The 25,705-nt window shown below is 71.1% G+C and carries 30 protein-coding genes; 16 read left to right on the top strand and 14 right to left on the bottom strand.

Annotated elements, in window-relative coordinates; genetic code table 11:
- Window positions 1–112: 112 nt before the first annotated feature.
- The 5 genes from HZZ10_RS04805 (at window position 113) to HZZ10_RS04785 (ending at window position 3,677) form a co-directional block, all read left to right on the top strand.
- Window positions 113–445: a YciI family protein gene (locus HZZ10_RS04805; RefSeq protein ID WP_179912632.1), complete on the top strand. Its 333-nt coding sequence runs from the start codon at window positions 113–115 to the stop codon at window positions 443–445.
- 70 nt (window positions 446–515) lie between these two features.
- Window positions 516–866 (top strand): ArsR/SmtB family transcription factor, encoded by a 351-nt coding sequence (locus HZZ10_RS04800; protein ID WP_179912631.1) that lies wholly within the window; start codon window positions 516–518, stop codon window positions 864–866.
- 149 nt (window positions 867–1,015) lie between these two features.
- Entirely contained in the window at window positions 1,016–2,134 is a 1,119-nt protein-coding gene (arsB, locus tag HZZ10_RS04795) for an ACR3 family arsenite efflux transporter (RefSeq protein ID WP_179912630.1), read from the top strand.
- Window positions 2,131–3,159 (top strand): metalloregulator ArsR/SmtB family transcription factor, encoded by a 1,029-nt coding sequence (locus tag HZZ10_RS04790; RefSeq protein WP_179912629.1) that lies wholly within the window; start codon window positions 2,131–2,133, stop codon window positions 3,157–3,159. The genes arsB and HZZ10_RS04790 overlap by 4 nt, the downstream gene beginning before the upstream one ends.
- Window positions 3,160–3,233: 74 nt before the next feature.
- A complete protein-coding gene (locus HZZ10_RS04785) occupies window positions 3,234–3,677 on the top strand; it encodes an arsenate reductase ArsC (protein ID WP_179912628.1) in 444 nt (147 codons plus the stop codon).
- A 146-nt stretch (window positions 3,678–3,823) separates the two neighbouring features.
- Here the strand turns inward: HZZ10_RS04785 and HZZ10_RS04780 are convergent, their stop codons facing one another.
- The 3 genes from HZZ10_RS04780 to HZZ10_RS04770 all read right to left on the bottom strand — a co-directional run bounded on the left by HZZ10_RS04780 (window position 3,824) and on the right by HZZ10_RS04770 (window position 7,383).
- Window positions 3,824–5,209 carry an FAD-dependent oxidoreductase gene (locus tag HZZ10_RS04780; protein WP_179912627.1) on the bottom strand — a complete coding sequence of 462 codons (1,386 nt, stop codon included), beginning with the start codon at window positions 5,207–5,209 and terminating at the stop codon, window positions 3,824–3,826.
- 118 nt (window positions 5,210–5,327) lie between these two features.
- On the bottom strand, window positions 5,328–5,660 hold the full coding sequence (locus HZZ10_RS04775) for a metal-sensitive transcriptional regulator (RefSeq protein ID WP_179912626.1): 333 nt from the start codon (window positions 5,658–5,660) through the stop codon (window positions 5,328–5,330).
- A 37-nt stretch (window positions 5,661–5,697) separates the two neighbouring features.
- A complete protein-coding gene (locus tag HZZ10_RS04770) occupies window positions 5,698–7,383 on the bottom strand; it encodes an FAD-dependent oxidoreductase (protein WP_179912625.1) in 1,686 nt (561 codons plus the stop codon).
- A gap of 81 nt (window positions 7,384–7,464) precedes the next feature.
- On the opposite strand from HZZ10_RS04770, the gene HZZ10_RS20210 reads away from it, so the two are divergent.
- From HZZ10_RS20210 to HZZ10_RS04760, 3 genes are all read left to right on the top strand, one after another.
- The gene (locus HZZ10_RS20210) at window positions 7,465–7,632 is read left to right on the top strand and encodes a DUF8730 family Cys-rich protein (RefSeq protein WP_506344874.1); all 168 of its coding nucleotides are present in this window, start codon (window positions 7,465–7,467) and stop codon (window positions 7,630–7,632) included.
- Between the two features lie 176 nt (window positions 7,633–7,808).
- A complete protein-coding gene (locus HZZ10_RS04765) occupies window positions 7,809–8,219 on the top strand; it encodes an arsenate-mycothiol transferase ArsC (protein WP_179912624.1) in 411 nt (136 codons plus the stop codon).
- A 58-nt stretch (window positions 8,220–8,277) separates the two neighbouring features.
- Entirely contained in the window at window positions 8,278–9,543 is a 1,266-nt protein-coding gene (locus HZZ10_RS04760) for an APC family permease (RefSeq protein ID WP_179912623.1), read from the top strand.
- Window positions 9,544–9,559: 16 nt separating this feature from the next.
- On the opposite strand, the gene HZZ10_RS04755 is transcribed toward HZZ10_RS04760, so the two are convergent.
- Genes HZZ10_RS04755 through HZZ10_RS04740 form a run of 4 tightly spaced genes read right to left on the bottom strand, consistent with a single transcriptional unit; the run spans window position 9,560 to window position 14,063 of the window.
- A complete protein-coding gene (locus tag HZZ10_RS04755) occupies window positions 9,560–10,588 on the bottom strand; it encodes an adenosine deaminase (protein ID WP_179912622.1) in 1,029 nt (342 codons plus the stop codon).
- Between the two features lie 55 nt (window positions 10,589–10,643).
- A complete protein-coding gene (locus HZZ10_RS04750; RefSeq protein WP_179912621.1) occupies window positions 10,644–11,063 on the bottom strand; it encodes a YchJ family protein in 420 nt (139 codons plus the stop codon).
- Between the two features lie 57 nt (window positions 11,064–11,120).
- Window positions 11,121–13,166: an AAA family ATPase gene (locus HZZ10_RS04745; RefSeq protein WP_179912620.1), complete on the bottom strand. Its 2,046-nt coding sequence runs from the start codon at window positions 13,164–13,166 to the stop codon at window positions 11,121–11,123.
- Between the two features lie 18 nt (window positions 13,167–13,184).
- Window positions 13,185–14,063 carry an LLM class F420-dependent oxidoreductase gene (locus tag HZZ10_RS04740; protein WP_179912619.1) on the bottom strand — a complete coding sequence of 293 codons (879 nt, stop codon included), beginning with the start codon at window positions 14,061–14,063 and terminating at the stop codon, window positions 13,185–13,187.
- 159 nt (window positions 14,064–14,222) lie between these two features.
- Here HZZ10_RS04740 and HZZ10_RS04735 point away from each other — a divergent pair, with 159 nt between their 5' ends.
- The 5 genes from HZZ10_RS04735 (at window position 14,223) to HZZ10_RS04715 (ending at window position 18,602) form a co-directional block, all read left to right on the top strand.
- Entirely contained in the window at window positions 14,223–15,221 is a 999-nt protein-coding gene (locus HZZ10_RS04735; protein WP_179912618.1) for a DMT family transporter, read from the top strand.
- A gap of 55 nt (window positions 15,222–15,276) precedes the next feature.
- Window positions 15,277–16,284: an LLM class flavin-dependent oxidoreductase gene (locus HZZ10_RS04730; RefSeq protein ID WP_179912617.1), complete on the top strand. Its 1,008-nt coding sequence runs from the start codon at window positions 15,277–15,279 to the stop codon at window positions 16,282–16,284.
- 360 nt (window positions 16,285–16,644) lie between these two features.
- The gene (locus tag HZZ10_RS04725; RefSeq protein WP_179912616.1) at window positions 16,645–17,640 is read left to right on the top strand and encodes a hypothetical protein; all 996 of its coding nucleotides are present in this window, start codon (window positions 16,645–16,647) and stop codon (window positions 17,638–17,640) included.
- A complete protein-coding gene (locus tag HZZ10_RS04720) occupies window positions 17,640–17,891 on the top strand; it encodes a hypothetical protein (RefSeq protein WP_179912615.1) in 252 nt (83 codons plus the stop codon). Before HZZ10_RS04725 ends, HZZ10_RS04720 begins: the two co-directional genes overlap by 1 nt.
- Window positions 17,892–17,948: 57 nt before the next feature.
- The gene (locus tag HZZ10_RS04715; protein WP_179912614.1) at window positions 17,949–18,602 is read left to right on the top strand and encodes a CatA-like O-acetyltransferase; all 654 of its coding nucleotides are present in this window, start codon (window positions 17,949–17,951) and stop codon (window positions 18,600–18,602) included.
- Window positions 18,603–18,638: 36 nt separating this feature from the next.
- On the opposite strand, the gene HZZ10_RS04710 is transcribed toward HZZ10_RS04715, so the two are convergent.
- The 4 genes from HZZ10_RS04710 to HZZ10_RS04695 all read right to left on the bottom strand — a co-directional run bounded on the left by HZZ10_RS04710 (window position 18,639) and on the right by HZZ10_RS04695 (window position 20,586).
- The gene (locus tag HZZ10_RS04710; protein ID WP_179912613.1) at window positions 18,639–19,022 is read right to left on the bottom strand and encodes an MmcQ/YjbR family DNA-binding protein; all 384 of its coding nucleotides are present in this window, start codon (window positions 19,020–19,022) and stop codon (window positions 18,639–18,641) included.
- Window positions 19,023–19,151: 129 nt separating this feature from the next.
- Window positions 19,152–19,475, bottom strand: coding sequence for a DMT family transporter (locus HZZ10_RS04705; RefSeq protein ID WP_200945479.1), 324 nt, complete (start codon window positions 19,473–19,475; stop codon window positions 19,152–19,154).
- Complete coding sequence (locus tag HZZ10_RS04700; protein WP_179912612.1) at window positions 19,472–19,876, bottom strand: DMT family transporter; 405 nt, start codon at window positions 19,874–19,876, stop codon at window positions 19,472–19,474. Before HZZ10_RS04700 ends, HZZ10_RS04705 begins: the two co-directional genes overlap by 4 nt.
- A complete protein-coding gene (locus HZZ10_RS04695; protein WP_179912611.1) occupies window positions 19,873–20,586 on the bottom strand; it encodes a GNAT family N-acetyltransferase in 714 nt (237 codons plus the stop codon). The genes HZZ10_RS04700 and HZZ10_RS04695 overlap by 4 nt, the downstream gene beginning before the upstream one ends.
- A gap of 144 nt (window positions 20,587–20,730) precedes the next feature.
- Here HZZ10_RS04695 and HZZ10_RS04690 point away from each other — a divergent pair, with 144 nt between their 5' ends.
- The 3 genes from HZZ10_RS04690 to HZZ10_RS04680 all read left to right on the top strand — a co-directional run bounded on the left by HZZ10_RS04690 (window position 20,731) and on the right by HZZ10_RS04680 (window position 22,990).
- Entirely contained in the window at window positions 20,731–21,342 is a 612-nt protein-coding gene (locus HZZ10_RS04690) for a TetR/AcrR family transcriptional regulator (protein ID WP_179912610.1), read from the top strand.
- Window positions 21,343–21,665: 323 nt separating this feature from the next.
- Window positions 21,666–22,529: a cytochrome c oxidase assembly protein gene (locus HZZ10_RS04685; RefSeq protein ID WP_308507489.1), complete on the top strand. Its 864-nt coding sequence runs from the start codon at window positions 21,666–21,668 to the stop codon at window positions 22,527–22,529.
- Window positions 22,526–22,990, top strand: a complete 465-nt coding sequence (locus tag HZZ10_RS04680) for a DUF2243 domain-containing protein (RefSeq protein ID WP_179912609.1) — start codon at window positions 22,526–22,528, stop codon at window positions 22,988–22,990. The genes HZZ10_RS04685 and HZZ10_RS04680 overlap by 4 nt, the downstream gene beginning before the upstream one ends.
- Here the strand turns inward: HZZ10_RS04680 and HZZ10_RS04675 are convergent.
- Genes HZZ10_RS04675 through HZZ10_RS04665 form a run of 3 tightly spaced genes read right to left on the bottom strand, consistent with a single transcriptional unit; the run spans window position 22,980 to window position 25,601 of the window.
- Window positions 22,980–24,065: a M20/M25/M40 family metallo-hydrolase gene (locus tag HZZ10_RS04675; RefSeq protein ID WP_179912608.1), complete on the bottom strand. Its 1,086-nt coding sequence runs from the start codon at window positions 24,063–24,065 to the stop codon at window positions 22,980–22,982. The genes HZZ10_RS04680 and HZZ10_RS04675 overlap by 11 nt on opposite strands.
- 18 nt (window positions 24,066–24,083) lie before the next feature.
- Window positions 24,084–25,037 carry a CU044_5270 family protein gene (locus tag HZZ10_RS04670; protein ID WP_179912607.1) on the bottom strand — a complete coding sequence of 318 codons (954 nt, stop codon included), beginning with the start codon at window positions 25,035–25,037 and terminating at the stop codon, window positions 24,084–24,086.
- Window positions 25,038–25,049: 12 nt separating this feature from the next.
- Window positions 25,050–25,601 (bottom strand): RNA polymerase sigma factor, encoded by a 552-nt coding sequence (locus HZZ10_RS04665; protein WP_056131375.1) that lies wholly within the window; start codon window positions 25,599–25,601, stop codon window positions 25,050–25,052.
- Window positions 25,602–25,705: the final 104 nt, after the last annotated feature.

The following is a 25,705-nucleotide window of genomic DNA, read 5'->3' as shown; positions in this document are numbered from 1 at the left end:
CGACGGCTGCCCCCGGCGTCGGACGCACCGGCGGTCGAGACCTCGTCCCAGCCGAGGCCGACGACTGGTACGGACGGCCACGGCGGGGCGACGTCACCACCGAGGAGGCACCATGCGCTATCTGCTGCTGATCTGCGACGACCCGACCGGTGAGCCCTACGACGCCGCCCACGACGACGCCGGAGCGTGGGTGGGCCACCTGCAGGCCACAGGGTCTTACGTGCTCGGCGACCGCGTCCGCCCTGAGGACGACGCCGTGTCCGTGCGGGTCCGGGGTGGCCAGAGCACCACGACGGCCGGACCTGTCACCCGGGGCAGCGAACGGCTCGCCGGGTTCGACGTCATCGACGCGGCGGACCTGGACTCCGCGGTCGCGGCGGCGGCAGCCCACCCGATGGCCCGGTTCGGGGCCGTAGAGGTGCGTCCGGTGTGGCCGATGGGGTGAGAGCCCGGCTCTCAGCCTCTGAGCAGCACCACCCTGATCGAGATTCTTCGATCCATGGGACGATGGGGCGATGAGCACCACGACTCCCACCACGACAGCCTGCTGCATCGCCGCAGTGCGGGACTCTCTCGACCCGGCCGCCGCGGACGAGATCGCACGCGGGTACAAGGCCCTCGGCGATGCGACCCGCTTGCGTCTGCTCGCCCTCGTCGCGGGTGGCGACGGGGGCGAGGCGTGCGTGTGCGACCTCACCGGACCTGTCGGCCTGAGTCAGGCGACCGTAAGCCACCACCTCAAGATCCTCGTCGAGGCGGGCCTGCTCAGCCGAGAGCGGCGCGGGACCTGGTCCTACTACGCGGTCCAGCAGGACAGGCTCGACGACCTCGGCCGCATGCTCCTCGTGAGCTCGAACGGCGCCTGAGTCACCGACGGGAGGAGCGACCGGTGCTCAGAGCTTCCCCTGCGATGTCGACAATCACCTCCTCTTGCCCTTCACTTCGATCCACGTCAATATAGGCGAGGATCAATACAGGGGAGAGAAGTCTCCTGCCCTCGACAGGACGGCACCCAGTGACTGACGCACGTACGACGACGGACGGGCCGCTCACGACGGCGGGTCCGCCCCGCCTCTCCACGCTCGACCGCTGGCTCCCGGCCTGGATCGGCATCGCGATGGTTCTCGGGCTCTTGCTCGGCACCCTCGTCCCCGGGCTCTCGGACCTTCTCTCGCACCTCGAGGTCGGCGGCATCTCGGTGCCGATCGGCATCGGCCTGCTCGTGATGATGTACCCGGTCCTCGCGAAGGTCCGCTACGACAAGGTCGCCGCCGTGACCGGGGACAAGAAGCTGCTCATCAGCTCCCTCGCTCTCAACTGGGTCGTCGGGCCGGGCGTGATGTTCGCGCTCGCGTGGATCTTCCTGCCCGACCTCCCGGAGTACCGGACGGGCCTGATCATCGTCGGCCTCGCGCGCTGCATCGCGATGGTCGTCATCTGGAACGACCTGGCCTGCGGCGACCGCGAGGCCGCCGCCGTGCTCATCGCGATCAACTCGGTGTTCCAGGTCGTCGCCTTCTCGCTGCTCGGATACTTCTACCTCACGGTGCTGCCCGGCTGGCTCGGCCTCGACACTGCAGGCCTCGACTTCTCCATGGGACAGATCGCACTCAACGTGCTGGTCTTCCTCGGCATCCCTCTGGTCGCCGGTTTCGCCTCCCGCGCGGTCGGCGAGCGGAGCAAGGGCCGCGAGTGGTACGAGGAGAAGTACCTGCCCGTCATCGGACCGTGGGCCCTCTACGGTCTTCTCTTCACCATCGTCCTGCTCTTCGCCCTCCAGGGCGAGGCCGTGACCTCTCAGCCTCTCGACGTGGCTCGGATCGCGCTGCCACTGCTCGCCTACTTCGCGCTCATGTGGGGTGTGGGCATCGTCACCGGCAAGGCCCTCGGCCTCGGCTACGCCAAGTCCACCACGCTCGCCTTCACTGCCGCCGGGAACAACTTCGAGCTGGCGATCGCCGTCGCCATCGGCACCTTCGGCGCCACGTCCGGGCAGGCCCTCGCCGGGGTCGTCGGACCACTCATCGAGGTGCCCGTCCTCGTGGCCCTCGTCTACGTGACGCTGTGGGTCGGCCGACGCTGGTTCCGCACCGACCCGTACCAGACCGTCTCCGAGAGGCAGGGAACGCCATGACCACCGTCGCCCCCAGCACGAGCACCACAGAGTCCGCGTGCGAGCAGGGCTCGCCCGCGGCGAGCAGCATGAGCCTCGACTCCGCCGTGCAGGTCGCGACCGTGCTCAAGGCCCTGGCCGAGCCGCTGCGCATCCGCATGCTCTCGTTCATCACGTCGAGCCCGACAGGCGAGGCCTGCGTCTGCGACATCGCGACGGTCGCCGACGTGGCACAGCCCACGGTCTCCCACCACCTCAAGGTGCTCAAGGACGTCGGTGTCCTCACCTCCGAGAGGCGCGGCACCTGGGTCTACTACCGCGTGGCACCCGCGCTGCGCGGCGCCGTGGGCGTCCTGCTCGACGCCTTCGCACCGGCGACCCTGGAGGCCGCCGAGCGCGCGTCCGCTGCCGCGGGGCTCGACGACGTCGACCACGTCCTCACCCGTGTCGCCGAGACGCTCGCGGAGACGTTCCCCAGCCTGACCCCTGAGACCGTCACCACGACGGTCCGCGAGTCCTACACAGCCCTGGCCCGCACCGCGGGCGTGCGGTCCCACCTCGTGGTGACAGCCGAACGCTTCGCACGCCAGCGCCTCCAGGACATCTCCACCGCAGGCGACACGACCACGGTTCCCCAGGTGCTCTTCGTCTGCGTCGCCAACGCCGGGCGCTCCCAGCTGGCCGCCGGGCTGGTCCGCAGGTACGCCGGCGACCGCCTCGTCGTCCGGTCCGCCGGGTCGGCTCCGGCCGGAGACGTCCACCCGCAGGTGCGGACCGTGCTCGCCGACCTCGGCGCGTCACCCGGCGAGGCCTACCCCAAGCCGATCACCGACGACGCCGTCCGCGCGGCCGACGTCGTGGTGACGATGGGCTGCGGCGACACCTGCCCGATCTTGCCGGGCACCCGCTACGAAGACTGGGTCGTAGGAGACCCGGCCCTCGCCTCGCACGAGGGTGTCCTGGCCATCACCGACCAGATCGACGCCCACGTGCGCGAGCTCCTCGCGTCGCTGCTGCCCGACCTCGAGATCCCTGCCACCCGGTGAGGACCTCCACCCTCCTGACCGTCGCGAGACGACCGACCGCACGACACCTCTCCCTTCGCACCCTGGAGCGCCCCATGACTGAGCCCACCACCCCGACCACGCCGTCGGTCCTGTTCGTCTGCGTCCACAACGCGGGCCGCTCCCAGATGGCAGCGGGCTTCCTCGCCGCCCTCGGCGCGGGCCAGGTGGAGGTCCGCTCTGCGGGCTCCGAGCCCGCAGACCAGATCAACCCCACAGCGGTCGAGGCCATGCTCGAGATGGGCATCGACATCCGCTCCTCGAGCCCCAAGGTGCTGACCGCCGACGCCGTGAAGGCCTCCGACGTCGTCATCACGATGGGCTGCGGCGACGTCTGCCCGATCTTCCCGGGCAAGCGCTACGAAGACTGGACGCTCGACGACCCCGCAGGCCAGGGCATCGACGCCGTCCGCCCCATCCGCGACGACATCCACGCCCGGGTCCTCGCTCTGCTCGCCGAGCTGGGTGTGACCCCCGCGCCGCTCGCACCGGTGGCCTGATCATGACGTCCTGCGGTCGGGCGATCACCGCCGCCGGGTCCGGCTACGCCGCGGTCCTGGGCACCAGCTGACCGAGCGACCTGCCGCACGACTAGGCCCTCTCGTCCACTGTCGGACGAGAGGGCTCCCGTCGGCGTACCCCGTGGTCAGACCGGGTCAGCAGACCGTCCGTGAGCCAGGCCGGTGGCGAAGCCTGTCGTGGGCTGTGCGCCGATCGTCAGCAGCTGCGGGGTCTCGCTCGTCCCGCAGCACGAGGTCTCCTCGCCGTCGGCCGCGACGTCGGTCGAGCACACCCCGGTCGAGGGCAGGTTCAGCTCGACTGCTGACGCGGCTGCGGTGTCTCCGGCGAGAGCGGCGGCGATGGACCGGACCTGCTCGTAGCCGGTGGCCAGCAGGAAGGTCGGTGCTCGCCCATAACTCTTCATCCCGGCGATGTAGAACCCGGCATCGGGGTGGCGCAGCAGCTGCTCGCCATGAGCGGGGACCGTGCCGCAGGAGTGGTAGTTCGGGTCGATGAGCTCAGCGAGCCCGGCCGGGCACTCCATGGCGCTGTCGAGGTCCAGGCGCACCTCGCGCACGATGTCGAGGTCGGGGCGGAATCCGGTGGCGTTGACGATCTGGTCGACCGTCACCTCCCAGGCTTCCTCGCGCGCGCGACCCGTCACACGCACACGCTGGCCTTCACCGGTGATCTGCTCGATCGAGGCGCACTTGACGAGGGTGATGCGGCCCGACTCGGTGGCCTCCTTCAGCCGCGTGCCCAGCAGCCCGCGCGCGGGCAGCTCGTCGTCGGTCCCACCCCCGAAGAGCCGGCGGGCCGACCCGCCGCGGATCGCCCAGGTGATCGTCGTGCCGGGAACGGCCTCGGCGAGCTCGACCAGCGCCAGCAGGGTGTTCGCCGCCGAGTGCCCCATCCCGACGACCAGGGTGTGGGTCCCTGCGAACCGTTCGCGGTCGCGCCCCAGGACATCGGGCAGGGGGCCGGTGAGGTAGGCGGTGTGCTCACCCTCGCCGAGGGCCGGCAGACCGCCGGTGCCGATCGGGTTGGTCGTGTCCCACGTCCCGGAGGTGTCGATGACGGCTCGTGCCAGCACGTCCTGGACCTGCCCACCGGCGACGATCCGCACGCGATAGGGCTGACGGTCGCGGCCCAGGGAGCGCGTCTTGTCCGCTCCGTCGCGCGTGACACCGGTGACTTCCGCCCCCAGGCGCAGGCGTCCGGCGATCTGCGGGAGGGCGGCGAGCGGAGCGAGGTACTCGGAGACGAGCTCCGCCCCGGTCGGCAGAGAGTCGGGGTCAGGTGAGCGCCACCCCGTCGGGTCCAAGAGCCGGACCGCGGCCGCGTCGACGTCGTAGCGCCACGGAGAGAAGAGCCGCACGTGCCCCCACGCCGCGACCGCCGCACCTGCACGATCCCCCTGCTCGACGACCAGCGGCTCCAGTCCGCGCTCGAGCAGGTGCGCTGCGGCGGCGAGCCCCACGGGTCCGGCGCCGATGACGACGACGGGCAGGTGATCGGTGGTCGAGCTCATGCGGACTCCCGGGCCTCGAGGTTGGATCGATGAAAGACGATCCAGTCGATTGTTGCACGAGACGGCGCCACGAGACGAGCCCTCAGTGCGTGGGTACAGACCAGCACTGCGAGGACGGTCAGGCCAGCGTGAGGAACATCTTCTCCAGCTCGTCGACCGTGAGCCTCGTGGGCCCTGACGTCGAGCCCTCGCTGTCAGGCTCGTCCCCCTCGACGAGGCACTGCCGCATCGCCGTCGAGATGATCGCGAAGCCAGCACGGTCCAGCGCGCTCGACACGGCCGCGAGCTGCGTGACGACCTGACGGCAGTCTCCACCCCCTTCGACGGCGGCGATCACGGCCGCGAGCTGGCCGTGAGCGCGGCGGAGGCGGTTGGCGACCTTCTTGACGGCCGCCGCGTCGTGCAGCGTCGCAGCGGAGGTCTCGGGACCGTCGGTCTGGGACTGGCTCATGCTCTCGGGGCCTCTCGGGGTAGGAGTGGGGGCCGGCTCATGCTCTCACCTCTGCGGCGACCGACGCTGCGGTAATGTGCTCGCCTGCACGGCGGGAGGCCGTCCCGGCGGCCCAGGTCTTCCACCCGCCGTCGAGGTTGCTGACCTCGTAGCCGAGCTGCGTGAGCAGACGAGCCGCGGTGTGACCTCGCTGCCCGACCTGGCAGTGGACGATCAGCGGGCCTGCCGGCAGGTCGTGGAGACGGCTGCGCAGGTCGTCGAGCGGGACGGACAGGGCACCAGGGATCGCACCGCGGACGTGCTCGTCGGCGGACCGCACGTCGACCAGCGTGACCCCGTCTCGCCGCTGCTCGTCGAGCTCGTGCCACTGGACCGTCGCCACGACACCGTCGGCGACGTTCTCCGCGACGTACCCGAGGAGGTTGACCGGGTCTTTGGCGGAGCCGTACTGCGGGGCGTAGGCGAGCTCGAGGTGGGCCAGGCCCCGCGCGGTGATGCCGCCGACCATGGCTGTCGCGATGACGTCGATCCGCTTGTCGACCCCGTCGGTCCCGACGATCTGCGCCCCGAGGATCGCGTCGTCGGCGGGGTCGACGAGGAGCTTGATCGCCATCGGCGCCGCGCCAGGGTAGTAGCCGGCGTGGGAGGACGGGTGGGTGTGCACGACCCGGTGCGCCCACCCCGCTGCGGTGAGCCGTTTCTCGTTCCAGCCGACGGTCGCGACCGTGAGCCCGAGGATGCCGATGATCGAGGTCCCGAGAGCCGGCAGGGCGTCGTCTGGGTCCAACCCGGCGATGTCGTCGGCGGCAGCACGTCCGTGCCGGTTCGCCAGTCCCGCCATCGTCACGAGCGTCGGCTCGGCCGAGATCGCGTCGACCTTCTCCACACCGTCTCCGACAGCCCAGATCGACCTGTCGCTGGTCCGCTGGCGCCCGTCGACGGCGATCCCGCCGGTCGGTCCGATCGTCAGCCCGGCCGCGACGGCCAGGGTCGACTCCGGCGTGACACCGGAGGCGTCGACGACCAGCTGAGCCAGCAGGCTGGAGCCGTCGCTGAGGTCGACGTGACCTGCGCCGCTCGCGACGACCGTCACGCCCGTCCTGACGTCGACGCCTGCCCCGCGGAGCGTCTCGACGACAGGTTGCACCATCTCCGGGTCGAGCGGGGAGAAGATCTGCGGCCCGCGCTGGACGAGCGTCACGTGGACACCCCGTGCCCGGAGGTTCTCGACAGCCTCGAGGCCGATGAACCCACCCCCCACCACGACGGCTCGTGCGTCCGCCCCGGCCGCACCCAGCAGCGCGGCGATGTGGTCGACGTCGTCGACCGTTCGGAGGGTGTGCCAGGGCAGGTCGCCCGAGCCGGCGCGTGGGGCGGCCGACGACCCGGCGGCGAGCACCAGCGCGTCATAGGTCTCGGTCCTCGTCTCGCCCGAGGCGAGCTCGCGCACGGTGACAGTCTTCGCCGCGGGGTCGATCGCCACGACCTCGTGCCCGACCCTGACATCGAGGGCGAAGCGAGCGGCGAGCGACTCAGGCGTCTGCAGGAGCAGCGAGTCGCGGTCCTCGATGACGCCACCGACGTAGTAGGGCAGCCCGCAATTGGCGAACGAGACGTACCGTCCGCGCTCGAGCACCACGATCTGGGCGTGCTCGTCGAGCCTGCGCAACCGGGTGGCCGCGGACATGCCTCCGGCCACCCCTCCGATGATGAGGGTCTTCATGTGGAGGACTGTATACCCCCGGGGGTATATCGTCTGCAGTGCCGGCATGTCGTCGGCACCACCACGAGAGATGGAGCCACCATGTGCCGAGCGACCCGATGCACGACCTGCGGGAAGACCACCTGGGCGGGGTGCGGGCAGCACGTCGACCAGGTGATGAAGGGCGTCCCCGCCTCCGACCGCTGCCCCGGCCACGACCAGCCCGCGGCGAAGAAGGCAGGGCTGTTCGCACGCCTGCGAGGCCGCTAGCGAGCAGGGCCACGTGCTCGTCCCCGCCGTCAGGTCCCCCTCGACAGGGCCTGACCGCTCAGGGCAGGGCGGTCGCGTGAGACACGTCGAACCCTCTGGACACCTCGGCAGGTTAAGGTGCCCAGCAGCACCCCCCTCCTGACCGTCTGACGACGCCGAACCGACCGGAGCCCGCGATGACCGAGACAGTCCCGCACATCACCTTCGTCTGCCAGAAGAACGGCGGGAAGTCGCAGATGGCGGCGGCCCTCCTGCGCGACCTGGCCGGGGACGCTGTCGTGGTGACCTCCGCCGGGACTGCGCCGGGCGCCTCGCTCAACGCTCAGTCGGTCGAGTCCCTCGCGGAGATCGGCGTCGGGGTCGGCGACGAGCACCCGAAGGCCCTGACCGCCGCGATGGTCGAGGCCTCCGACGTCGTGGTCGTGCTCGGCTCCGAGGCACAGGTGGTCGTAGGTCCCGGGACACGGCTCGAGACGTGGATCACCGACGAGCCCTCCGAGCGCGGTGTCACGGGGATGGAGCGGATGCGCCTCGTGCGCGACGATATCCGTCCCCGGGTCGAAGACCTACACCGGAGGATCCGCTGAGCCTGACGACGGCTCCGGTGCCGTCCGATCACCGGCTGACCCGGACGACCGACCTCCGATGACCGGCCCCGCTCCCCTGGCCCGCAGGCTCGGGACCACCGACGCCGTGGTGATCGGGCTCGGATCGATGCTCGGCGCCGGGGTGTTCTCGGTGTTCGCGCCGGCGGCTCAGGCAGCCGGGGCGGGCCTGCTCCTCGGCCTCCTCCTGGCGGGGGCTGTCGCCTACGCCAACGCGACGGCCTCGGCCCAGCTCGCCGCGCAGTACCCGACATCGGGTGGCACCTACGTCTACGGCCGCGAACGTCTCGGGCCGTGGTGGGGATTCGTGGCCGGGTGGGGCTTCGTCGTGGGCAAGACGGCGAGCTGCGCCGCGATGGCCCTGACCTTCGCCGCCTACGTGGCGCCCTCCGGCTGGGAGCGTCCGGCTGCTGTCGCGGCTGTCGTCGTGCTGACGGCCGTCAGCTGCCGCGGCATCACCCGGACTGCCCGCCTCACGCGGGTCGTCGTGGTCGTCGTCCTGGTGGCGCTGGTCGTCGTGGTGGTGTCCGCGCTCGTGGGCGGCGCACCCCGGTGGTCGCGGCTGGACCTGCCCCTCGGCCTCGCCGACGGCTGGTACGGGGTCCTGCAGTCTGCGGGGCTGCTGTTCTTCGCCTTCGCCGGCTACGCACGGATCGCGACCCTCGGCGAAGAGGTCCGAGACCCCCGCCGCACGATCCCCCGCGCCGTGCACATCGCCCTGGCCGTCACGGTCCTGGTCTACGGGACTGTTGCCGTCACGCTGCTCTCGGTCCTCGGACCCGATCGGCTGGCCGCCTCGGCCACGCCGCTCGCCACCGCCGTCCAGGCCGGGGGCTGGACCTGGGCGGTACCCGTCGTGACCGTCGGGGCAGCCGCGGCTGCGCTCGGCGCTCTGCTCTCCCTGCTCGCCGGCGTGGGGCGCACGAGCCTGGCGATGGCACGCCACGACGACCTGCCGCGCTGGCTCGACGCGGTCGACCCCCGGCACCAGGTGCCGCTCCGTGCCGAGGTCACGCTCGCCGTCGTCGTGTGCGTCCTGGTCCTCATCGTCGACCTGCGCGGGGTGATCGGGTTCTCGTCCTTCGGGGTGCTCGTCTACTACCTGGTCGCCAACCTCGCCGCCTTCACCCAGGGGCCGCAGGACCGCCGCACGCCCCGAGGGCTCCAGGTGGCTGGAGCCCTCGGGTGCGTGCTGCTCGTCGTGACGCTGCCACTGTCCTCTGTGGTGGCGGGCACCGCAGTGCTGGCGGCAGGCGTCGTCTCCAGGCTGTGGCGCACGCGGGCCCGCGCCCGTCCGCAGCCGTGAAGGCTGACCCGCTGGGTCAGCCGGCGTAGCCCTCGACGTAGGCGTCGACCTCGGCGAGGAACCTCGCGCGGTCTGCGTCCGAGACCCACGACGCCTCGAAGGAGTTCTTCGCGAGGGTCACGACCTCCTCGCTCGTCAGGCCCGCCTTCTCGACGAGGGCGACGTAGTTCTCGGCCACGTAGCCGCCGAAGTACGCGGGGTCGTCGGAGTTCACCGTGACCTTGACGCCCGCCCGCAGCAGCTGGGCGATCTCGGTGGCCTTCATGTCGTCGGTGACGAAGGAGTTGGACACCGGGCAGCACGTCAGGCCCAGGCCGCGCTCGCGCACGACCTCGACGAGAGCGGGGTCTTCGACGACGTTGGTCCCGTGGTCGATCCTGTCCACGCCGATGTCCTCGAGCACCTGGCGGATGTTCTCGATGCTCCCGACCTGGTCGATGTCGCAGTGCATCGTCAGCCTGTAGCCGAGCTCACGGGCGCGGGCGAAGACCGCACCGAACTTCGACGGCGGGTTCTCCCGCTCGTCAGAGTCGAGACCGACGCCGAGGATCTTGTCGGCGAAGGGCACCGACGCCTCGAGGGTCTCTGCGGCGCTCTCGGCCGAGAAGTCCCGGAGGAAGCAGAGGATCAGGTGGGCGTCGACACCGAGCGCCGCACCGTCGACAGCGGCCCGGTGGTAGCCGTTGACGACGTCCGCGAAGGGCACGCCTCGGCTCGTGTGCGCCTGCGGGTCGAAGAACATCTCGACGTGCGTCACGCCGTCTGCGGCCGCCCGGCGCAGGTACGCCGTGGCGAGGTCGTAGAAGTCCTGCTCGGTGACCAGGACGTCCATCGCCGGGTAGTACACGGCGAGGAAGCTCGCGAGCGAGTCGAAGACGTAGCTCGCCTGGACCTCTTCGACGGTGCTCTGGGCGAGCTCGACGCCGTTGCGGCGCGCGAGCTCGAGCTTGAGGTCGGGCTCGAGGGTGCCCTCGAGGTGCAGGTGGAGCTCGGCCTTGGGCAGGCCGGTGACGAACTCGCGGGTGGGGGAAGCAGGCAGTGCCACAGGGGGTCCTCTCGGTCAGGGGTCCTCCCAACTTATCCCTGCGGAGCCCCGTCGCTCATCCCTGCGGAGCCCCGTCGACGCCGTCGAGGTACAACCACCGGCGGGAGCCGTCGTCGGCGCGGACGAACCGGCTGACCTCGGTCTGCGTGCTCCGCTCGCCGTCGTGGCGCGAGTGCGCACGGAAGGCCACGGTCCCGGTCTCGTCGGACTCGCCGCCGTCGACCGTCTCGAGCACCCGGAGGCGGGTGAACACCGTGTCGGGGTCGAGGTCGAGGGTCTCGGGCCGGGTCTGCGGGTGCCAGGAGGCGAGGAGGTGGTCGACGTCCCCCACGACGAAGGCCGTGTAGCGGGACCGCATGAGGGCTTCGGCGGTCGGGGCCTGCACAGCCCCGGAGTGGACGGGCGCGCAGCAGGACTCGGCGAGGCGCCCAGTGCCGCAGGGGCACGGGCTCGAGAGGTCGAGGGCAGGGCTCATGGGACCAGTATCACCGCAGGTGCGCCCGGTGACGAGAGGTCTGCGGGGGTCCAGGCCTCAGAGGTACATCCCCGGGCGCGGGCGCTCGGGGGCCACCGGGAGATCGCCGGGCACGTCCTGCGGGGTGATCGTCCGGATGTCCTGCGGGGTCGGTGCGTCGAGGGCGACCACGCGCTCGGCCTGGATCGACGCGGCCTCCTCGAAGACGTTCCGCACGAAGCGACCGTTGCCAAATCCTGCCGGGCGCGGGTGCGGCAGCAGGGCCCTGATGCGGTCCTCGACGCCGTCGGCGAGCACGAATCCCTGCTCGGTCGCCATGCCACGCAGGATGGTCAGCAGCTCGTCGTCGGAGTAGTCGTCGAAGACGAGGGTCTTGGGGAACCTCGACGCGACCCCGGGGTTCGACTGCAAGAACCTGTGCATCTCGGCCGGGTAGCCGGCGACCACGACGACCACCTCGTCGCGGCGGTCCTCCATGAGCTTGATGAGGGTCGCGACGGCCTCGGCGCCGAAGTCGCGGTGCGAGTCGGCAGGCATGAGGGCGTAGGCCTCGTCGATGAACAGCACACCACCCGACGCCCTCTCGAACACCTTCCGGACCTTGGGGGCGGTCTGCCCGATGTACTCGCCCACGAGGTCCATCCGGCTGACCTCGACGAGGTGCCCGCGGGAGAGCAGCCCGAGCTGGGCGTAGGTCCGGGCGAGAAGACGCGCGACCGTGGTCTTGGCGGTCCCCGGGTTCCCCGTGAAGACGAGGTGGCGCGAGCGGCCCGAGTCGGGCATGCCCGCCTCGGCGCGCAGCTGGTCGGCGCGCGCCTCGGCCTCGAGCCGGCGGACCTGGACCTTGACGGGTTCGAGTCCGACGAGCCGGGCGAGCTCGCCCTGCGGGTCGCCGATCTCCACGGCGTCGGGCAGCAGGTCGTCGGTCTCCTCGTCCTCGGTCTCGTCGCTGTCGCGCAGACGCATCGGGCGCCCGGGGACGGGGTGGCGCACAGGCTTGACCCTGCGCGCGAAGTCTTCGAGGAGCGGGTTGCGGGCCCGGCTGCTGCGCGCCGTGTAGGTTTCCTCGACGTCCTGGATGAAGTCGACCAGGCTCGGCGAGGCCGACGCGACCGGGGCGCCGGGCAGCCCGGCGAGAGACACGGCCGTCTGGCTGGTCGACGCGAGCCACGTGCGGCACACGTCGATCTCGCCGCGGAGCAGACCGCGCGCCACCCAGTCCCGGGTGCTCGACAACCAGACCTGCTTGTCGAAGGACGCCTGCCGGTCCGCCATGTCGGCGTTGACGGCGTCGGCCCGCTCGCGGCCCAGTGCGACAGCGGCCGCCGCGGGCAAGGCGGTCCGGCCGTCGGCGAGGGCGATCGAGGCGAGCACCTGGTCCGAGGTCTGCGAGCGCTCGAGCATCGAGGCGAGGTGGTCGTGGACGACCGTGAAGCCGGCGACGGACCAGGAGAAGGTGTCGGCCCACCCGCCGAGCTCGGGCAGGACCGCGCGCTCGTCGTCGGTCAGGAGGTCCTGGCGCCAGAGGCGGGCGAGGTCGGCGTAGGGGCTGAAGGCATGCAGCCTGCGGAGCTCCCGGTCGTCCATGACACGCTCGAAGATGCCGCGGAGCGCGTCGCGACGCGCAGCGAAGGGCTCGACGTCGTCGAAGACGGCGAGGGCGTCGACACTGGCCTCAAGGGCGTCGAGGCGCGCCTCCGGGTCTCGTCCGGCGTGGTCGAGGAGCCGGAGCGGCCAGTCTGTCGCCGACGGGAAGTACCTGTAGACGGGGCTCTCGCCCAGCCTGGACACCGGAGGCAGGTGGTCGGCGATGACCTTCTGCGGGAAGGTCGGCTCGGTGCCGGACAGCAGGGCGCTCCACCCGCCGAGGCGCTCCCCGAGGACGAGCAGGTAGATGGCCATGTGCGGGGTCCCGACGGGCCAGTCGTTCCACGCTGTCTCCCGGCGCCCGACGCGCTCGTCGTCGACGAGGGCCTGGACGTGCGCGCGGGTGGTGTCCCACCAGCCATCGGGGAGAGGCCACGGGGTCGACCCGATGACGTCGAGGTGCGGCCGGGTCGACTGGAGGACGGCGAGGTGCTCAGGAAGGGCCAGGGAAGGCACGGGACTCCTCGGTCGAGTTCAGATGTCCTGCAGCATAGCGACGGCGGGCGCGACCCTGCTCCGGACCCACTCGGGTCCGCTCGTCGGGGGTGTGGCCACGATGACGGTCTCCACGCCGAGCGCCGCGTAGGGGCGCAGGCTCTCGGTGAAGGCTGCCGGGTCTCCGGCGTGCAGCTCGTCACCGCTGTGCATCATGGTCACCCGGATCTGCGAGACGTCGCGACCGACGTCGTCGCAGTGCCTCTTGAGGACGTCGAGCTTGTGCGCGATGCCCTCAGGGGTCGTGGCGAAGAGGTTGCAGGCGTCGGCGTACTGCGCGACGAGCCGCAGGGTCTTGCGCTCTCCCCCGCCGCCGACCATCACCTCGGGGTGGGGCGTGCTGAGGGGCTGGGGCGAGCAGAGCGTCTCGGCGAGCTGGTAGTGCTTGCCCTCGAAGGGGCCGTCGTCTGCTGGGTCCCACATCTGGTGGCAGATCTGCAGGGTCTCCTCCAGTCGCTCGAACCTCTCGGCGAGCGGCGGGTACGGGACCCCGAGCGCCAGGTGCTCGCGCTCGTACCAGGCGGCCCCGAGACCCAGGGTCGCCCGGCCGCCCGAGAGCACGTCGAGGGTGGTCGCGATCTTCGCGAGGAGGCCGGGCTGACGGTAGGTGACGCCCGTGACGAGCGCCCCGAGCTGTGCCTGCTCTGTGCGCCCGGCGAGGAAGCCGAGCGTCGTGTAGGCCTCCAGCATGGGGTCGCTCGCGGGGAACCCGGCGCTCTCCATCTGGAAGTAGTGGTCCATCACGGACACCCACGAGACGCCGGCCGTCTCGGCCTCGGCTGCGGTCCCGGCGAGCTCAGCACGGAGACGGGCGGGCTCGACGGCGTCGAACCTCCAGAGGTGGACTCCCAGGCGCATGCGATCTCTCCAGACCGTGAGGGTGACCCGGCGGCGGACGCGCCGTGCCGGAGTCCATCATGTGCCTGGTCGCCGGGGCGCGCCACGGGAGCGATGCCCGGGATCGCCCAGGTCGCCAGACGGGGCTGCCTGGTGGCCGAGAGGCAGAGAATGGGCGCCATGACCTCGTCGCCGGCCTCAGGCCCCGCAGACCTCGCACCCCCCGCCCGCACGGCGCGCTTCGGCACGGCGCTCGCCGTCGCGATCACGAGCGGCGCCGTCATCGCCGTGCAGGGAAAGCTCAACGGCGAGCTCGCGACCCGCGGTGCGGGTGCGCTCGTGTCGTCGTGGTTCGCCTACGTCGGGGCCTTCGTCATGGCCGTCGTGCTGCTCACGGCGCTCGGGCGTCTCGGACCTGCGGTGCGCGCGCTGCGCGGCGCGCGGTGGTGGTGGTTCGCGGTCGGGCTGTGCAGCGTGCCCCTGGTCATGTCGATGGCCGTGGGCATCCCGGTCGTCGGGGTGGCCCTCGCCTCGGTCTGCTCGGTCGCCGGTCAAACCGTGTCCGGGCTGGTCCTCGACTCGCGCGGGGTGGGCCTCGACGCACCGATCCGGCTGACGGTCCGTCGCGCCGTCGCCGGGCTGGGAGCGCTGGTGGGGCTCGTCGTCGCGGTGCTGTCGAGCCCTGGTCCGAGCACCGGGACCGTGCTGGCCGCGATCGGCACGGGTCTGTTCCTCTTCGTCGGGGGTCTCCTGCTGTCCGTCCAGTCCGCCGGCAACGGCGTCGTGGCCGCCCGCACGGGTGACCCCCTCGTGCCGACGGTCGCCTCGGTGGTCGGCGGGCTCGCCGGGATCTCCCTCGTGTGCGCCGTGGCCGCAGCGGTCGGCGGGCTGTCGGAGGTCACGCTGCCGCCCCTGAGCACCGACTGGTGGGTGTACCTCGGCGGGCCGCTCGGGGCGATCATCACGGTCTCGGCCGCGTACTCCGTCCGGACGCTCGGCACCTTCGCGCTGACCCTGTCGATCGTCGGCGGACAGCTCGTCATGGCTCTCGTGCTCGACATCGGCGGCGGGGTCGGCGCGAGCTGGTCGACCATCGTCTCGGTGCTGATCATCGCGGCGTCGGTGTCACTGACGGTGACGCGCTCGCGTGCGGGGTCCACAGACGACCGCGTGGCGTGACCCTCGGCACCTGCGCAGCGGGAACACGACCCGACCTCGCTCTGTTGACGCAAGCATGACGCTCCCTCTCTCGATCCTCGACCTTGCCCCGATCGCTCCCGGAGAGACGGCCCGCGACAGCTTCGCGGCGTCTGTCGCGCTCGCCCAGCAGGCTGAGAAGAGCGGCTACAGGCGTGTCTGGTACGCCGAGCACCACAACATGGCGTCGATCGCCTCGAGCGCCACGTCGGTCCTCATCGCCCACGTGGCGAGCCAGACCTCGACGATCCGCCTCGGCGCGGGTGGCGTCATGCTGCCCAACCACTCGCCGCTCACCATCGCCGAGCAGTTCGGGACCCTCGAGGCTCTGCACCCCGGACGGATCGACCTCGGTCTCGGGCGCGCTCCGGGCGGCGACCAGGCGACCTTCCGGGCCCTGCGCCGCGACCCCGCAGCCTCGGACCAGTTCCCGCAGGACGTCGTCGAGCTCCAGGCCTTCCTGTCCGGTGACTCGCGCGTCCCCGGGGTCAGCGCGACCCCGGGCGCCGGCTCCCACGTGCCGCTGTACATCCTCGGGTCGTCGCTCTTCGGTGCGCACCTCGCCGCCGCGCTCGGCCTGCCGTACGCCTTCGCCTCGCACTTCGCCCCCGACGCGCTCCACGCCGCGGTCGCCGCGTACCGCAGCGAGTTCCGCCCCTCGGAGCAGCTGCAGCAGCCCTACGTGATCGCCGGGCTCAACGCGATCGCCTCGGACGACCACGACGACGCGCTCGAGCAGCTGACGCTGGCCCGCCGGTCGAGGCTGCTCATGATGCTGCGCCAGAGCCGGCAGATCCCGGTGACCCAGACCTTCAGCGACGACGAGCTCGACATGCTGCTCGACTCCCCGGCCGGTGCGCAGGTCGCGAGCATGATGACCTACACGGGTGTCGGCACCGGGGCCGAGGTCGCCGACTACGTGGCCCGGTTCGGTGAGAGCGTCGGCGCCGACGAGCTGATCGTCGCGCACGCCTCGCTCGCCACCCCCGCACGACTGCGCTCGGTCGAGCTGCTCGCCGAGGCGTACGCCGCGGTGCCTGCCTGACGCACCTGTCGCGTCACCACCGAACGGTGCGCCCTGATCGGGTGCCGGAAGCAGGCGACCGGACTAACCCACTAAGGGCAATGCGCCCGCACCCATGGACGCACCGGCCGTTCTGACCCGGAACGATCAATGGCGCCACCGAGTGAGTCTCAAGAACATCGGAAAATTCTTGTGGGCGATCGCAGAGCAGCTTCGGTCGTGCGATTCAGCAGAGCACGCTGATCCCTGAAGAGTGCTCGCTCACCGGGAGGACTTTCGTCCCGCAGCCGTTCTTCCGCCGAAGAATACTCTGTCAATCGACGCACCCAGCACAAGCCGCACCTGCGGCTCTCCTAGGGGCGCTCTTCAGCAGGGGACATCATGAAACGGATTTTCTTCACCACGGCGACATTCACCATTCTTGCCATATTGTCGACCTCGATCGCGGCCACTGCACTGGACACTCCTCAACAGCACAAGGCATCGAGCATCGACGGCACCTCCCAGAGATCCCACGACCCTCTAGACGCGGAGGACACCGTCCGGTCTATCGACCTCGCACTGGCCGACCTCGGGGCTTCTACGGACTCGACCGGAGCCCCGGTTCCCATCTCCGGGAGCGCGGCTCCCCCGATCTCGGTCGGGGTCGACGTCGTCGCGACGACATCCTCAGGAGACACCGTGGGCATGGGCCTCCCACTGGGACTAGAGCTGGACGACCCCGTGGCGATCGGCGCGACAGCTGTCTACGCTGAAGCGGGGAACAGCGCATCTGTCGGTCTGCAGACCGTGGAGGGCGACGGCTTCCGAGCCCTGATCGCCATCAGCTCCCCCGAGGCTCCCGGCTCGTACTCCTTCCCGTTCGACCTTCCGACCGGTGCGGCCCTCGCCCTCCAGAGCGACGGCTCGGTCGAGATCGTCGGGGCCGACGGAGCCACCCGTGGGGTCGTCGCTCCCCCGTGGGCGAGAGACGCGAGAGGCGAGGAAATACCGACCGCCTATGCGGTCGACGGGAACACGCTCGTGCAGACGGTCGACTTCGATGCAACCTCAGCATTCCCTATCGTTGCTGACCCGACCTTTCAGGGCGACTGCGGCATCATCACCTGCACACTTCGTCTCAACAGGGCCTCAACTCGGAATGCGCGAGATGCCGGGTGGCTCATCGCAGCAGCAGCCGGAGGTTGCGCAGTGATCTCTGCTGGCGTCGGGGCCGTCGTCTGTGGCGCAGCGGTCGCGCCGGCGGCCACACTTCTCGCGGTTGCCGCGGGCCGTTACTGGGAGAACGGAAATTGCCTGGGTATCAAGATTGCTGTCGCCCCAGGTACACCATCTTGGCCTACGCAGGTCAAGAAGAACACATTTAATTGCCGTTGATGGACACATACTGGAGCTATCTGCAGATCTCGCTCGCGGTGATCCTCGCCTCCACCGGGATCTCCTACGCTCTGCCACGGCTCAAGACGGCGAGCCTCGTCACGATCATCGTCGTCGTAGCGCTGAGCGGGCTGGTCCCGGGCATGCCTCTGTGGCTCCGTGCCGGGTGCTTCGTCGTCGCGCTGGGCCTCGCTGCAGCATCTCTTCTGCGCAGGCGGAGGAGGAGCTCCCCGGAAGCGACCATCTCCTGACAGCAGGGCCGCTGAAAAGTGCTGGTCTGAGGTAGGTGCGGCTGCCAGGATGGCGCGATGACGTCTGCCATGCCGATCGACCTCTCCACCTGGCCCCGGCGACAGCACTTCGAGCACTACAGGTCCGTCGTCCCGTGCACCTACGCGATCACGGTCGAGCTCGACGCGACGGTCTTCGTCGAGACTCTGCGGGCGTCGGCCCGGAAGAGCTACGTCGCGCAGGTGTGGGCCCTCGCGACCGCCGTGAACCAGCACGACGCGTTCCGCATGTGCCTGACCTCGGACGGCGCCCCGGCGACGTGGCCCGTGGTCCATCCCTCGTTCACGGTGTTCAACCCGGAGCTCGAGACTTTCGCGAGCATCTGGGCACCGTACGACACGAGCTTCGCGACCTTCCACGACACTGCAGCAGCACTGCTCGTCGAGCACCGCACGGCGACTGAGATGTTCCCGCAGGGACCGGCGCCGGAGAACTCCTTCGACGTGTCGAGCCTCCCGTGGACGTCCTTCACGGGGTTCACGCTCGCGGTCCAGCAGGGCTTCGACCACCTCGCGCCGATCTTCACACTCGGGCGCTACGTCGAGAGGGAGGGCGAGGTCCTGCTCCCCGTCGCTCTTCAGGTCCACCACGCCGCTGCGGACGGGTTCCACGCGGCGCGTCTGCTCGGGACAGTCCAGGAGCTGCTCGACGACCCCACCTGGGTCGACTGACCTGACGACGCCGTTCGTGCTCTTCGAGCCTCAGGCTCACGAGCCCGAGCCGAAGGTCGTCGGGTCGACAGGTCGGAGCCTGCGGGGCAGCCCCTCGACGACCAGCAGATACGACTCCGTGACGAGGTCGTCCACGAGCTCTTCGTCGAGGTCACCGCCGGGGTGCAGGGTGATCCAGTGCTTCTTGTTCATGTGATAGCCCGGGCTGACGTCCTCGTGGGCCTCACGGAGGCTGCGGGCGTCTGCGGGCGCGGCCTTGAGGACGACGATCGGCTCCTGCGTCACGGCGGTCGCCAGCATGAACACCTTGCCGCGCACCTTGTACACGTCCCAGTCCTCACCGAAGGGATGAGTGAGCTCCGCCCCGGGCAGCTCCTGCGCCCGCTCGGCGGCGCGCTCCTGCAGTGTCGTCGCGTGCACAGACCTCACCCTTCCAAGCCACTCTCCGGTCCCGGACCTGCCCCACGGTACGCACAGCCTCAGACACCGCACCGCGTGGCCCCGGCACGTCGGGCCACGCGGTGCGGCACCCCTCCACGACGCACCTCGTCAGTGTGCCGCGCCCAGCTCGATGAGGATCACGCCGAGACCGATGCACGCGATACCGAGCATCATCCGACGCGTGAGCGCGTCCCCGAAGGCGACCCGCGCGCCGACAGCGGTGAGCGCGACACCAGAGGCCGCCCAGATCCCATAGGCGACGCCGACCGCCATGCCCGCGTCGAGCGACACCGTCAGGAGCACGAAGGCCAGCGGGTAGAAGATCGCCAGCGGGACGATCCACGCCTTCTTCCGGAGTCCCTCCGAGGCGCGGAGGCTGAGCGTCGCAGTGACCTCCGAGAGGATCGCCGCCACGAGGGCGAGCCACATCATGCGCCGACCTCCGTCCGACGCCCGGCAGGCCCGGTCGCGGAGCCGGGCGCAGCGGAGCCGGGCGCAGCGGGCTTGTCGTCGGTGTGCCCGGTCTCGACGAGGACGACACCGACCATGACGACGACGATCCCGAGGACCATCGGCCAGGTCAGCGCCTCCCCGAACAACCACGCGGCGAGCAGTGCCGTCAGCGCGACCCCCGAGGCCGCCCAGACGCCGTAGACCGAACCGATCTTCGCCCCCATGCGCAGCAGGAGAGCGAGGAGCACGAAGGCGGTGACGTACCCGGCCGCGGTGAGGGCGTACCACCCTGGTGAGTCGAGAGCGGCGCGGAGCGCGAGGGTCGCGACGACCTCAGCGACGATCGCGCCGACCAGGACCATCCACGTCGCGCGCCTCATCGGGTGGCTCCGTCGGTCTGGGAGGACGTGACCTGGGCCGCGGAGAGGGTGGCAGCAGTCGAGCCTGCGGCACCTCGCGGCGCCACGTCGCTCCGGGCCTCACCCACGACTGCAGCCGGCCTCCACATCGACATCGGCCGGGCACCGGGGATCCCGTCGATCGGCGCGACCTCCTGGAAGCCCTCCCGTGCGTACAGCCGACGGTTCCGCTCGTTCGACGACTCGAGGTAGGCGGGCGACCCCTCGGCGTCGATCCGCGCCAGGCGTGAGCCGAGCAGCGCAGAACCGATCCCGGTCCCCCGCGCGGAGGTGGCCGCGCCGATCTGCGCGAGGTACCAGTGCTGCGCAGCCGGGCGGTGCGCGGCCATCAGGCTCTGGACGCGGGCGGCGTGCCGGAGCCCGCGCAGCCCCAGCGCGGCGACGAAGGCCGGGAGCTCGAGCACCTGGCTCAGCAGGTGGGAGCGAGTGCCCGGGGGCTCCCAGACCGCCACACCGACGATCTCGCCGTCGTCCCGGCGGGCCAGGTCGACGCCTCCGAGCGGTAGCGCACCGCTGCGGAGCACGGGGGCGAAGAGCCGGGCGAGGAGGTCCGCTGTGGGTGACGGCCGTCCTGTCACGGCGGCCAGGACAGGGTCACCGGCGAAGGCCTCGGCGAGGACTGCGGCGGCGGCGGGGACGTCAGCGAGAGAGGCCGGGGTGATCGTGGGCATGGTGCTCCTTGCGTCGAGGGGTGGCTCTACCTAAACTTGGTCACACGACCAAGTCAAGCGACCAAGTGGGATCGACACGGTGTCTTCACGACCCGGGGCGGGCACGTGAGACGCCCACCGCGACAAGACGGGAGAATGACCTGCATGGCAGCAGAGAAGACGTCACGACGCCGGTCCGCGCAGGAGCGACGCGACGACCTGATGGACGCCGCGATCGTCGTGATGAGCCGGGGCGGGGTCGCGGCCGCGACCACCCGGGCGATCGCCGAAGAGGCCGGTGTGCCCCAGGGCGTCTTCCACTACTGCTTCAGGTCGAAGGACGACCTCGTCACGGCACTCTTCGAGCGCGAGATCGCGCGGTCGACCGCCCGCACCGGCAGCGCGCTCTCCACCTTCCCCGACGTCCGCCGCGGCGTCGCAGCAGCGCTCGAGGCGCAGCTCGCTCTGGTGCGCGCCGACCCGGACTACTACCTCGCGATGGCCGAGCTCTCCCTCACCATCGCCCGGACGCCCGCCGGCCCCGCCCTCGCCGTGTGGGAGCAGGAGCAGTACCGCACCCGCGCCCAGGCGGGACTCGAAGCCTGGTCGGCCGAGCACGGGCTCACCTGGTCGGCGCCCCTCGAGCACGTCGCCTCGTTCCTCGTCGCCCTCGGCGCCGGGGTGACGAGCACCTGGCTCTCCGACCGGGACGACGCCCGGGCCGAGAGCGCTGTCGCGGTCGCGACCCAGGCCCTCGACGCGCTCGCGCAGCGCTGAGCGGGGGCGCGGGCGCACCACCCTCGAGTGGCCGTTCCTCGCTGGACCACCGCTCGCCGTCATACCCCGCCCGTCACGCCCGTCGCCCCCGCGCGCCCGTCGCCCCCGTCGCGCCCCGTCCTCCGTCGTCCCCAAGCCAGCCCGTGCAGCGCCGAGCCAGGCCGTCAGCGTGATCTGCGTCAGGCCGTGATCTGCCTCAGGCGCAGACACCTGCAGACGGGAGACCACGATGCTCATCACGCACGCGCGCACCCCTGCAACCGCTCACGTCAGGAGCACGGCAGGCACGCCCGGTGCAGCCAGGACCGGGCGAGGCTGCGACCGTGCACGGACCTGACGGTCACCACGGCTCGACCTCTGCCGGCGAGTGGCCGATCGAGGTCGTCCTGCTCGTGCCCTTCGTCGCCGCGCTGGTGATGTACGTCTGCGCGGCGGTGATCCAGTACTCGACGGGGCGTCCGTGGCCCTGGTACCGGACCCTCTTCTTCGTGCTCGGCACGGCTGCCGCAGCCTCCGGGGTCGCCGGGCCTGTCGCGACCTGGTCGCACGAGACCTTCACCGGGCACGTGGGCGCGCACCTCTTGGTCGGGATGGTCGCGCCGCTGCTGCTCGTGCTGTCGGCCCCTGTCACCCTCGCGCTCCGGACCCTCGGGACCGTCCCCGCCCGCAGGGTGGTCCGGCTGGTCCGCAGCCTGCCGGCGCGGGTGCTCACGAACCCGGTGGTCGCCGCGACCCTCGCCGTCGGAGGCACGTGGGTGCTCTACAGGACCCCGCTCTTCGAAGCGACCCGCTCCGACGTCCTGCTGCACCTGCTGGTGACGCTGCACCTCCTCGCGGCGGGGTATCTCTACACAGCCGCGATCGTCTCGGTCGACCCGTCGCCGCACAGGTCGTCGACGAGGGTGCGCGCTGCGGTCCTGCTCGTCTCGATCGCCGCCCACGGCGTGCTCGCCAAGCTCGTGTACGCGCAGCCGCCCGCGGGCCTGGACGTGGCAGACGTGCGGCGGGGCGCGCAGCTGATGTTCTACGGCGGCGACCTGGTCGAGCTCGCGCTGGCAGCCCTGCTCGCGGCGCAGTGGTACAGGTCGTCAGGCCGTGACCTGCGACGCGCAGGCCTCGTCCCAGCAGCCGTGGGGCTCGGCCACCTGCAGTCCGAGCAGCTCCGAGACGAGAAGAGGACGCGATGACCACACCCGACACCACCGAGCACCGTCAGGTCGCCTACCGCAGCCGTTCGTTCTGGGGCGGTGTGCTCGTCGGCGTCGCGGTCATGGCCGGGATCGACGAGATCGTCTTCCACCAGGTCCTCGCCTGGCACCACTTCTACGACCTGGGGACGTCCGCCGTCGCGCTCGTCTCGGACGGTCTGCTGCACGCGGCGGGGCTGCTCGCGATCGTCGCGGGCTTCGTGCTCCTCCTCGACGCGCACCGCCGCGGCAGCGCGTGGAGCGCGGCCGCGTGGGCCGGTGTCTTCGTCGGGCTCGGGGCCTTCCAGCTGTGGGACGGGACCGTCCACCACAAGGTGCTCGGTCTGCACCAGGTCCGCTACGGCGTCGACCTCGTGCCCTACGACGTCGCGTGGATCGTCTCGGGTGCCCTCCTGCTGTGCGTCGGCCTCGGGCTGCTGGTCAGGCTGGTCAGGCGGTGACAGCCCGCAGGAGCCCGGCCACGAGGTGGACGCGTCCGACCACGGTGTCGACCAGCACGTGCTCGGTGTCAGCGTGCGCCCCACCCCCGACAGCCCCGAGCCCGTCGAGCGTCGGGATGCCGAGAGCGGCTGTGAAGTTGCCGTCGCTGCCACCGCCGACCGAGACCCCGCGGATCCCGGGCTCGAGCGAGGCCGCGAGCGCGAAGAGGTCTGTCGACGTCTCGGGGGTCATGGGCGGGCGGGCGACAGAGCCCGTGACGGCGAGCACGGCCTCCGGGTCGCGCGGGGTGAGCGAGGCGAAGGCCGCCTCGACGCGTGCTGTCTCGTCCGCAGTCTCGACCCGGACGTCGACGACGATCGTCGCCGCGTCGGGTACGACGTTGCTCTGACCTCCCGAGCGCAGGACCGTCGGTGTCACGGTGGTCCCGGCCTCGGGGCGGTTCAGCGCCGCGATCTCCAGCACCTGGTGCGCGGCCTCGACGAGCGCGTTGACACCTGCTTCGGGTTCGAGGCCGGCGTGCGACGCCCGCCCGGTGACCGTGACCTCGAAGGTGCCGCAGCCCTTGCGCCCGACCTTGAGGTCGCCGCCGTCCCCGGCACCCTCCAGCACGAGGACGGTCCCGCAGGCCTGGGCCCGGTCTTCGAGCAGCGCCCTGGACGTGAGGCTGCCGTTCTCCTCGTCGGCGGTCACCAAGATCTCCACTCCGGACCTGTCGTCGAGCAGGGCCACAGCGTGGACCGCCTGCACGAGCCCGCCGAGCATGTCGAAGACCCCCGGGCCGGTGATCTTCCCGTCCGCCACGGTGAAGGGGCGGCGTGCGAGGGTCCCGACCGGGAAGACGGTGTCGTGGTGCCCCAGCACGAGGACCCTCGGTGCACCACCACCAGACCAGTGCACGTGCGGCCCGGCCGGGCCGTCGACGAGGACGGCCCGGCCACCGAGCCGACGCTCGAGGAGGTCGGCGACCACGCGCGCAGAGACGGTCAGAGACTCGACGTCCCCCGAGGGCGACTCCACCTCCACGAGGGTGCGGAGGTCGTCGAGGATCGTGTCGAGCGAGACGGCGAGAGTCATCGGATCACCGTAGTGGTGTCAGCAGCTCTCGCCGGACACGGAGTCTGGACCGCAGAAGGGCGGCTGTGCCTCGGGTGCGGTGTCGGCTGGGCCCTGCTCGATGAGGGTCATGCGCCAGACGACCGTCCCTTCGCCGTCGATGCTCTGCTCCTCCAGAAGCGTCCCGTCGCTCGGGTCGAGGATGTAGAGCTCTCTGTACCAGTTGTCCTTGAGCTGGTCTCGCTCTACCGCTACGCCCGGTCGCCCAGCGGCGTCTGTCATGTCGCCCAGCAGCTCGACGTCGGGGATCGAGGCTGCGACGTTCCAGGCAGCACGTCTCAGCGACGGGGAGGCTGGACTCTCGCGCAGGAGCTCGCCGATGCTCTCCCACAGCACGTCGTCCACGTCTCCCCCGCTCGTCTGGGCCACCTGCCTCAGGTACGAGCCGAGCTCGTCCGCGTCGGTCGGGAGGGCCTCGAGCTCGTCCCAGGTGATCTGCTGGTTCGAGATGAACACTGCAGGGCCGCCGAGTGACTCCGGTCGGATCGTCCTGACCTGGCCGCCAGGAGCACCGTCGTCGGTCACCGGAAATCCGTCGATGAGGATGCTGTCGGCAGTCCGGCCCATCCAGACCTCGCGGGTGAACTCTCCGGTCTCGGGGTACTCGACCTCGGAGACCACGTGCCAGTACTCGGCACCGATCGCCTCGTCGACCTGCTGGCCGGCTCCTTCTGCGGCGGCGAGCAGCACGGACTCGGCTGACGCCGGGGTGGCGACGACGAGTGGCACGGCGATCAACGCGGCGGTCACGGCCGCTGCACCAGCCAGGATGCTCGCGCCCCACCTGCGGGGTCGGCGGTTGCGTCGCACGGCGGCGACACGTGCGCCTGCCCCGGCGATCGCCTGGTCGAGCTGGTGGCGTCCGGCGAGGAGGGACTCGGTGGTGGGGTCTGCGACGTCGCCAGCGGTCTTGGCCAAGGTGTCGAGATTCATGATGGTCCTCCGTCAGACAGCAGAGATGGGAGTGGTGCTCAGGACGGTCCGGGCGCGCTGGCGCGCTCGGGTGAGCCGGGTCCGGACCACGGTCGGGTCCACGCCGAGGGTGCGGGCCGCCTCGGCGGCACTGAGCCCTTCCCAGGCGACCAGCAAGAAGGCCTCGCGCTCGGCGGGGCTCAGCGATGCCAGGGCCAGCCGGAGCTGGTCCCGGGCGGAGCGTGCGTCGACGCGGTCGTCGACGGCGTGCCAGTCGACGCCGACGTCGGCGTCGACGACAGCGCTGGGACGCTGCCGCCGGAGGTAGGAGCGCACCACGTTGCCGCTGATCCCGTACAACCAGGGCAGCGCCGACCCGCTGTCGTGCGGCTTGTAGCGCACGCGGGCCTCGAGGGCGGCCACGAAGACGTCTCCGACGAGGTCTTCGGCAGCGGCATGCCCGGCGCGCCGGGCGATGAAACGAGACACCGCGACGGCGTGGCGCTCGTAGAGCAGGCCGAGGGCCTGCGGGTGCAGCACCGATCGGGCTAGCAGCTCGTCGTCGGTCGACTCGTTGGTCTTCATGTCTGGTCTATGCAGCGAGCGTCAGAAGCGTGACACCCGACGTCCTGCTCGCTGCGGTCCTGCACCCGGGTCTCGCCATTCCCTGCCGAGACCCAGGTCAGGAC

The organism is Sanguibacter inulinus, from assembly GCF_013415325.1.
GTDB classification, from domain to species: domain Bacteria; phylum Actinomycetota; class Actinomycetes; order Actinomycetales; family Cellulomonadaceae; genus Sanguibacter; species Sanguibacter inulinus.
This window is presented reverse-complemented; position numbering and strand designations above follow the sequence as displayed.

Bases quoted from the DNA above. Each gene is read 5' to 3' on its own strand.
- HZZ10_RS20210 (WP_506344874.1), top strand. From the start codon at position 7,465: ATGTGCCGAGCGACCCGATGCACGACCTGCGGGAAGACCACCTGGGCG.
- HZZ10_RS04740 (WP_179912619.1), bottom strand. From the start codon at position 14,063: ATGCGCCTGGGAGTCCACCTCTGGAGGTTCGACGCCGTCGAGCCCGCC.
- HZZ10_RS04695 (WP_179912611.1), bottom strand. From the start codon at position 20,586: ATGCCCACGATCACCCCGGCCTCTCTCGCTGACGTCCCCGCCGCCGCC.
- HZZ10_RS04690 (WP_179912610.1), top strand. From the start codon at position 20,731: ATGGCAGCAGAGAAGACGTCACGACGCCGGTCCGCGCAGGAGCGACGC.
- HZZ10_RS04790 (WP_179912629.1), top strand. From the start codon at position 2,131: ATGACCACCGTCGCCCCCAGCACGAGCACCACAGAGTCCGCGTGCGAG.
- HZZ10_RS04700 (WP_179912612.1), bottom strand. From the start codon at position 19,876: ATGAGGCGCGCGACGTGGATGGTCCTGGTCGGCGCGATCGTCGCTGAG.
- HZZ10_RS04675 (WP_179912608.1), bottom strand. From the start codon at position 24,065: ATGACTCTCGCCGTCTCGCTCGACACGATCCTCGACGACCTCCGCACC.
- HZZ10_RS04715 (WP_179912614.1), top strand. From the start codon at position 17,949: ATGACGTCTGCCATGCCGATCGACCTCTCCACCTGGCCCCGGCGACAG.
- HZZ10_RS04770 (WP_179912625.1), bottom strand. From the start codon at position 7,383: ATGAAGACCCTCATCATCGGAGGGGTGGCCGGAGGCATGTCCGCGGCC.
- HZZ10_RS04670 (WP_179912607.1), bottom strand. From the start codon at position 25,037: ATGAATCTCGACACCTTGGCCAAGACCGCTGGCGACGTCGCAGACCCC.
- HZZ10_RS04765 (WP_179912624.1), top strand. From the start codon at position 7,809: ATGACCGAGACAGTCCCGCACATCACCTTCGTCTGCCAGAAGAACGGC.
- HZZ10_RS04800 (WP_179912631.1), top strand. From the start codon at position 516: ATGAGCACCACGACTCCCACCACGACAGCCTGCTGCATCGCCGCAGTG.
- HZZ10_RS04785 (WP_179912628.1), top strand. From the start codon at position 3,234: ATGACTGAGCCCACCACCCCGACCACGCCGTCGGTCCTGTTCGTCTGC.
- HZZ10_RS04665 (WP_056131375.1), bottom strand. From the start codon at position 25,601: ATGAAGACCAACGAGTCGACCGACGACGAGCTGCTAGCCCGATCGGTG.
- HZZ10_RS04730 (WP_179912617.1), top strand. From the start codon at position 15,277: ATGACGCTCCCTCTCTCGATCCTCGACCTTGCCCCGATCGCTCCCGGA.
- HZZ10_RS04805 (WP_179912632.1), top strand. From the start codon at position 113: ATGCGCTATCTGCTGCTGATCTGCGACGACCCGACCGGTGAGCCCTAC.
- HZZ10_RS04735 (WP_179912618.1), top strand. From the start codon at position 14,223: ATGACCTCGTCGCCGGCCTCAGGCCCCGCAGACCTCGCACCCCCCGCC.
- HZZ10_RS04750 (WP_179912621.1), bottom strand. From the start codon at position 11,063: ATGAGCCCTGCCCTCGACCTCTCGAGCCCGTGCCCCTGCGGCACTGGG.
- HZZ10_RS04760 (WP_179912623.1), top strand. From the start codon at position 8,278: ATGACCGGCCCCGCTCCCCTGGCCCGCAGGCTCGGGACCACCGACGCC.
- HZZ10_RS04720 (WP_179912615.1), top strand. From the start codon at position 17,640: ATGGACACATACTGGAGCTATCTGCAGATCTCGCTCGCGGTGATCCTC.
- HZZ10_RS04780 (WP_179912627.1), bottom strand. From the start codon at position 5,209: ATGAGCTCGACCACCGATCACCTGCCCGTCGTCGTCATCGGCGCCGGA.
- HZZ10_RS04725 (WP_179912616.1), top strand. From the start codon at position 16,645: ATGAAACGGATTTTCTTCACCACGGCGACATTCACCATTCTTGCCATA.
- HZZ10_RS04705 (WP_200945479.1), bottom strand. From the start codon at position 19,475: ATGATGTGGCTCGCCCTCGTGGCGGCGATCCTCTCGGAGGTCACTGCG.
- HZZ10_RS04680 (WP_179912609.1), top strand. From the start codon at position 22,526: ATGACCACACCCGACACCACCGAGCACCGTCAGGTCGCCTACCGCAGC.
- HZZ10_RS04775 (WP_179912626.1), bottom strand. From the start codon at position 5,660: ATGAGCCAGTCCCAGACCGACGGTCCCGAGACCTCCGCTGCGACGCTG.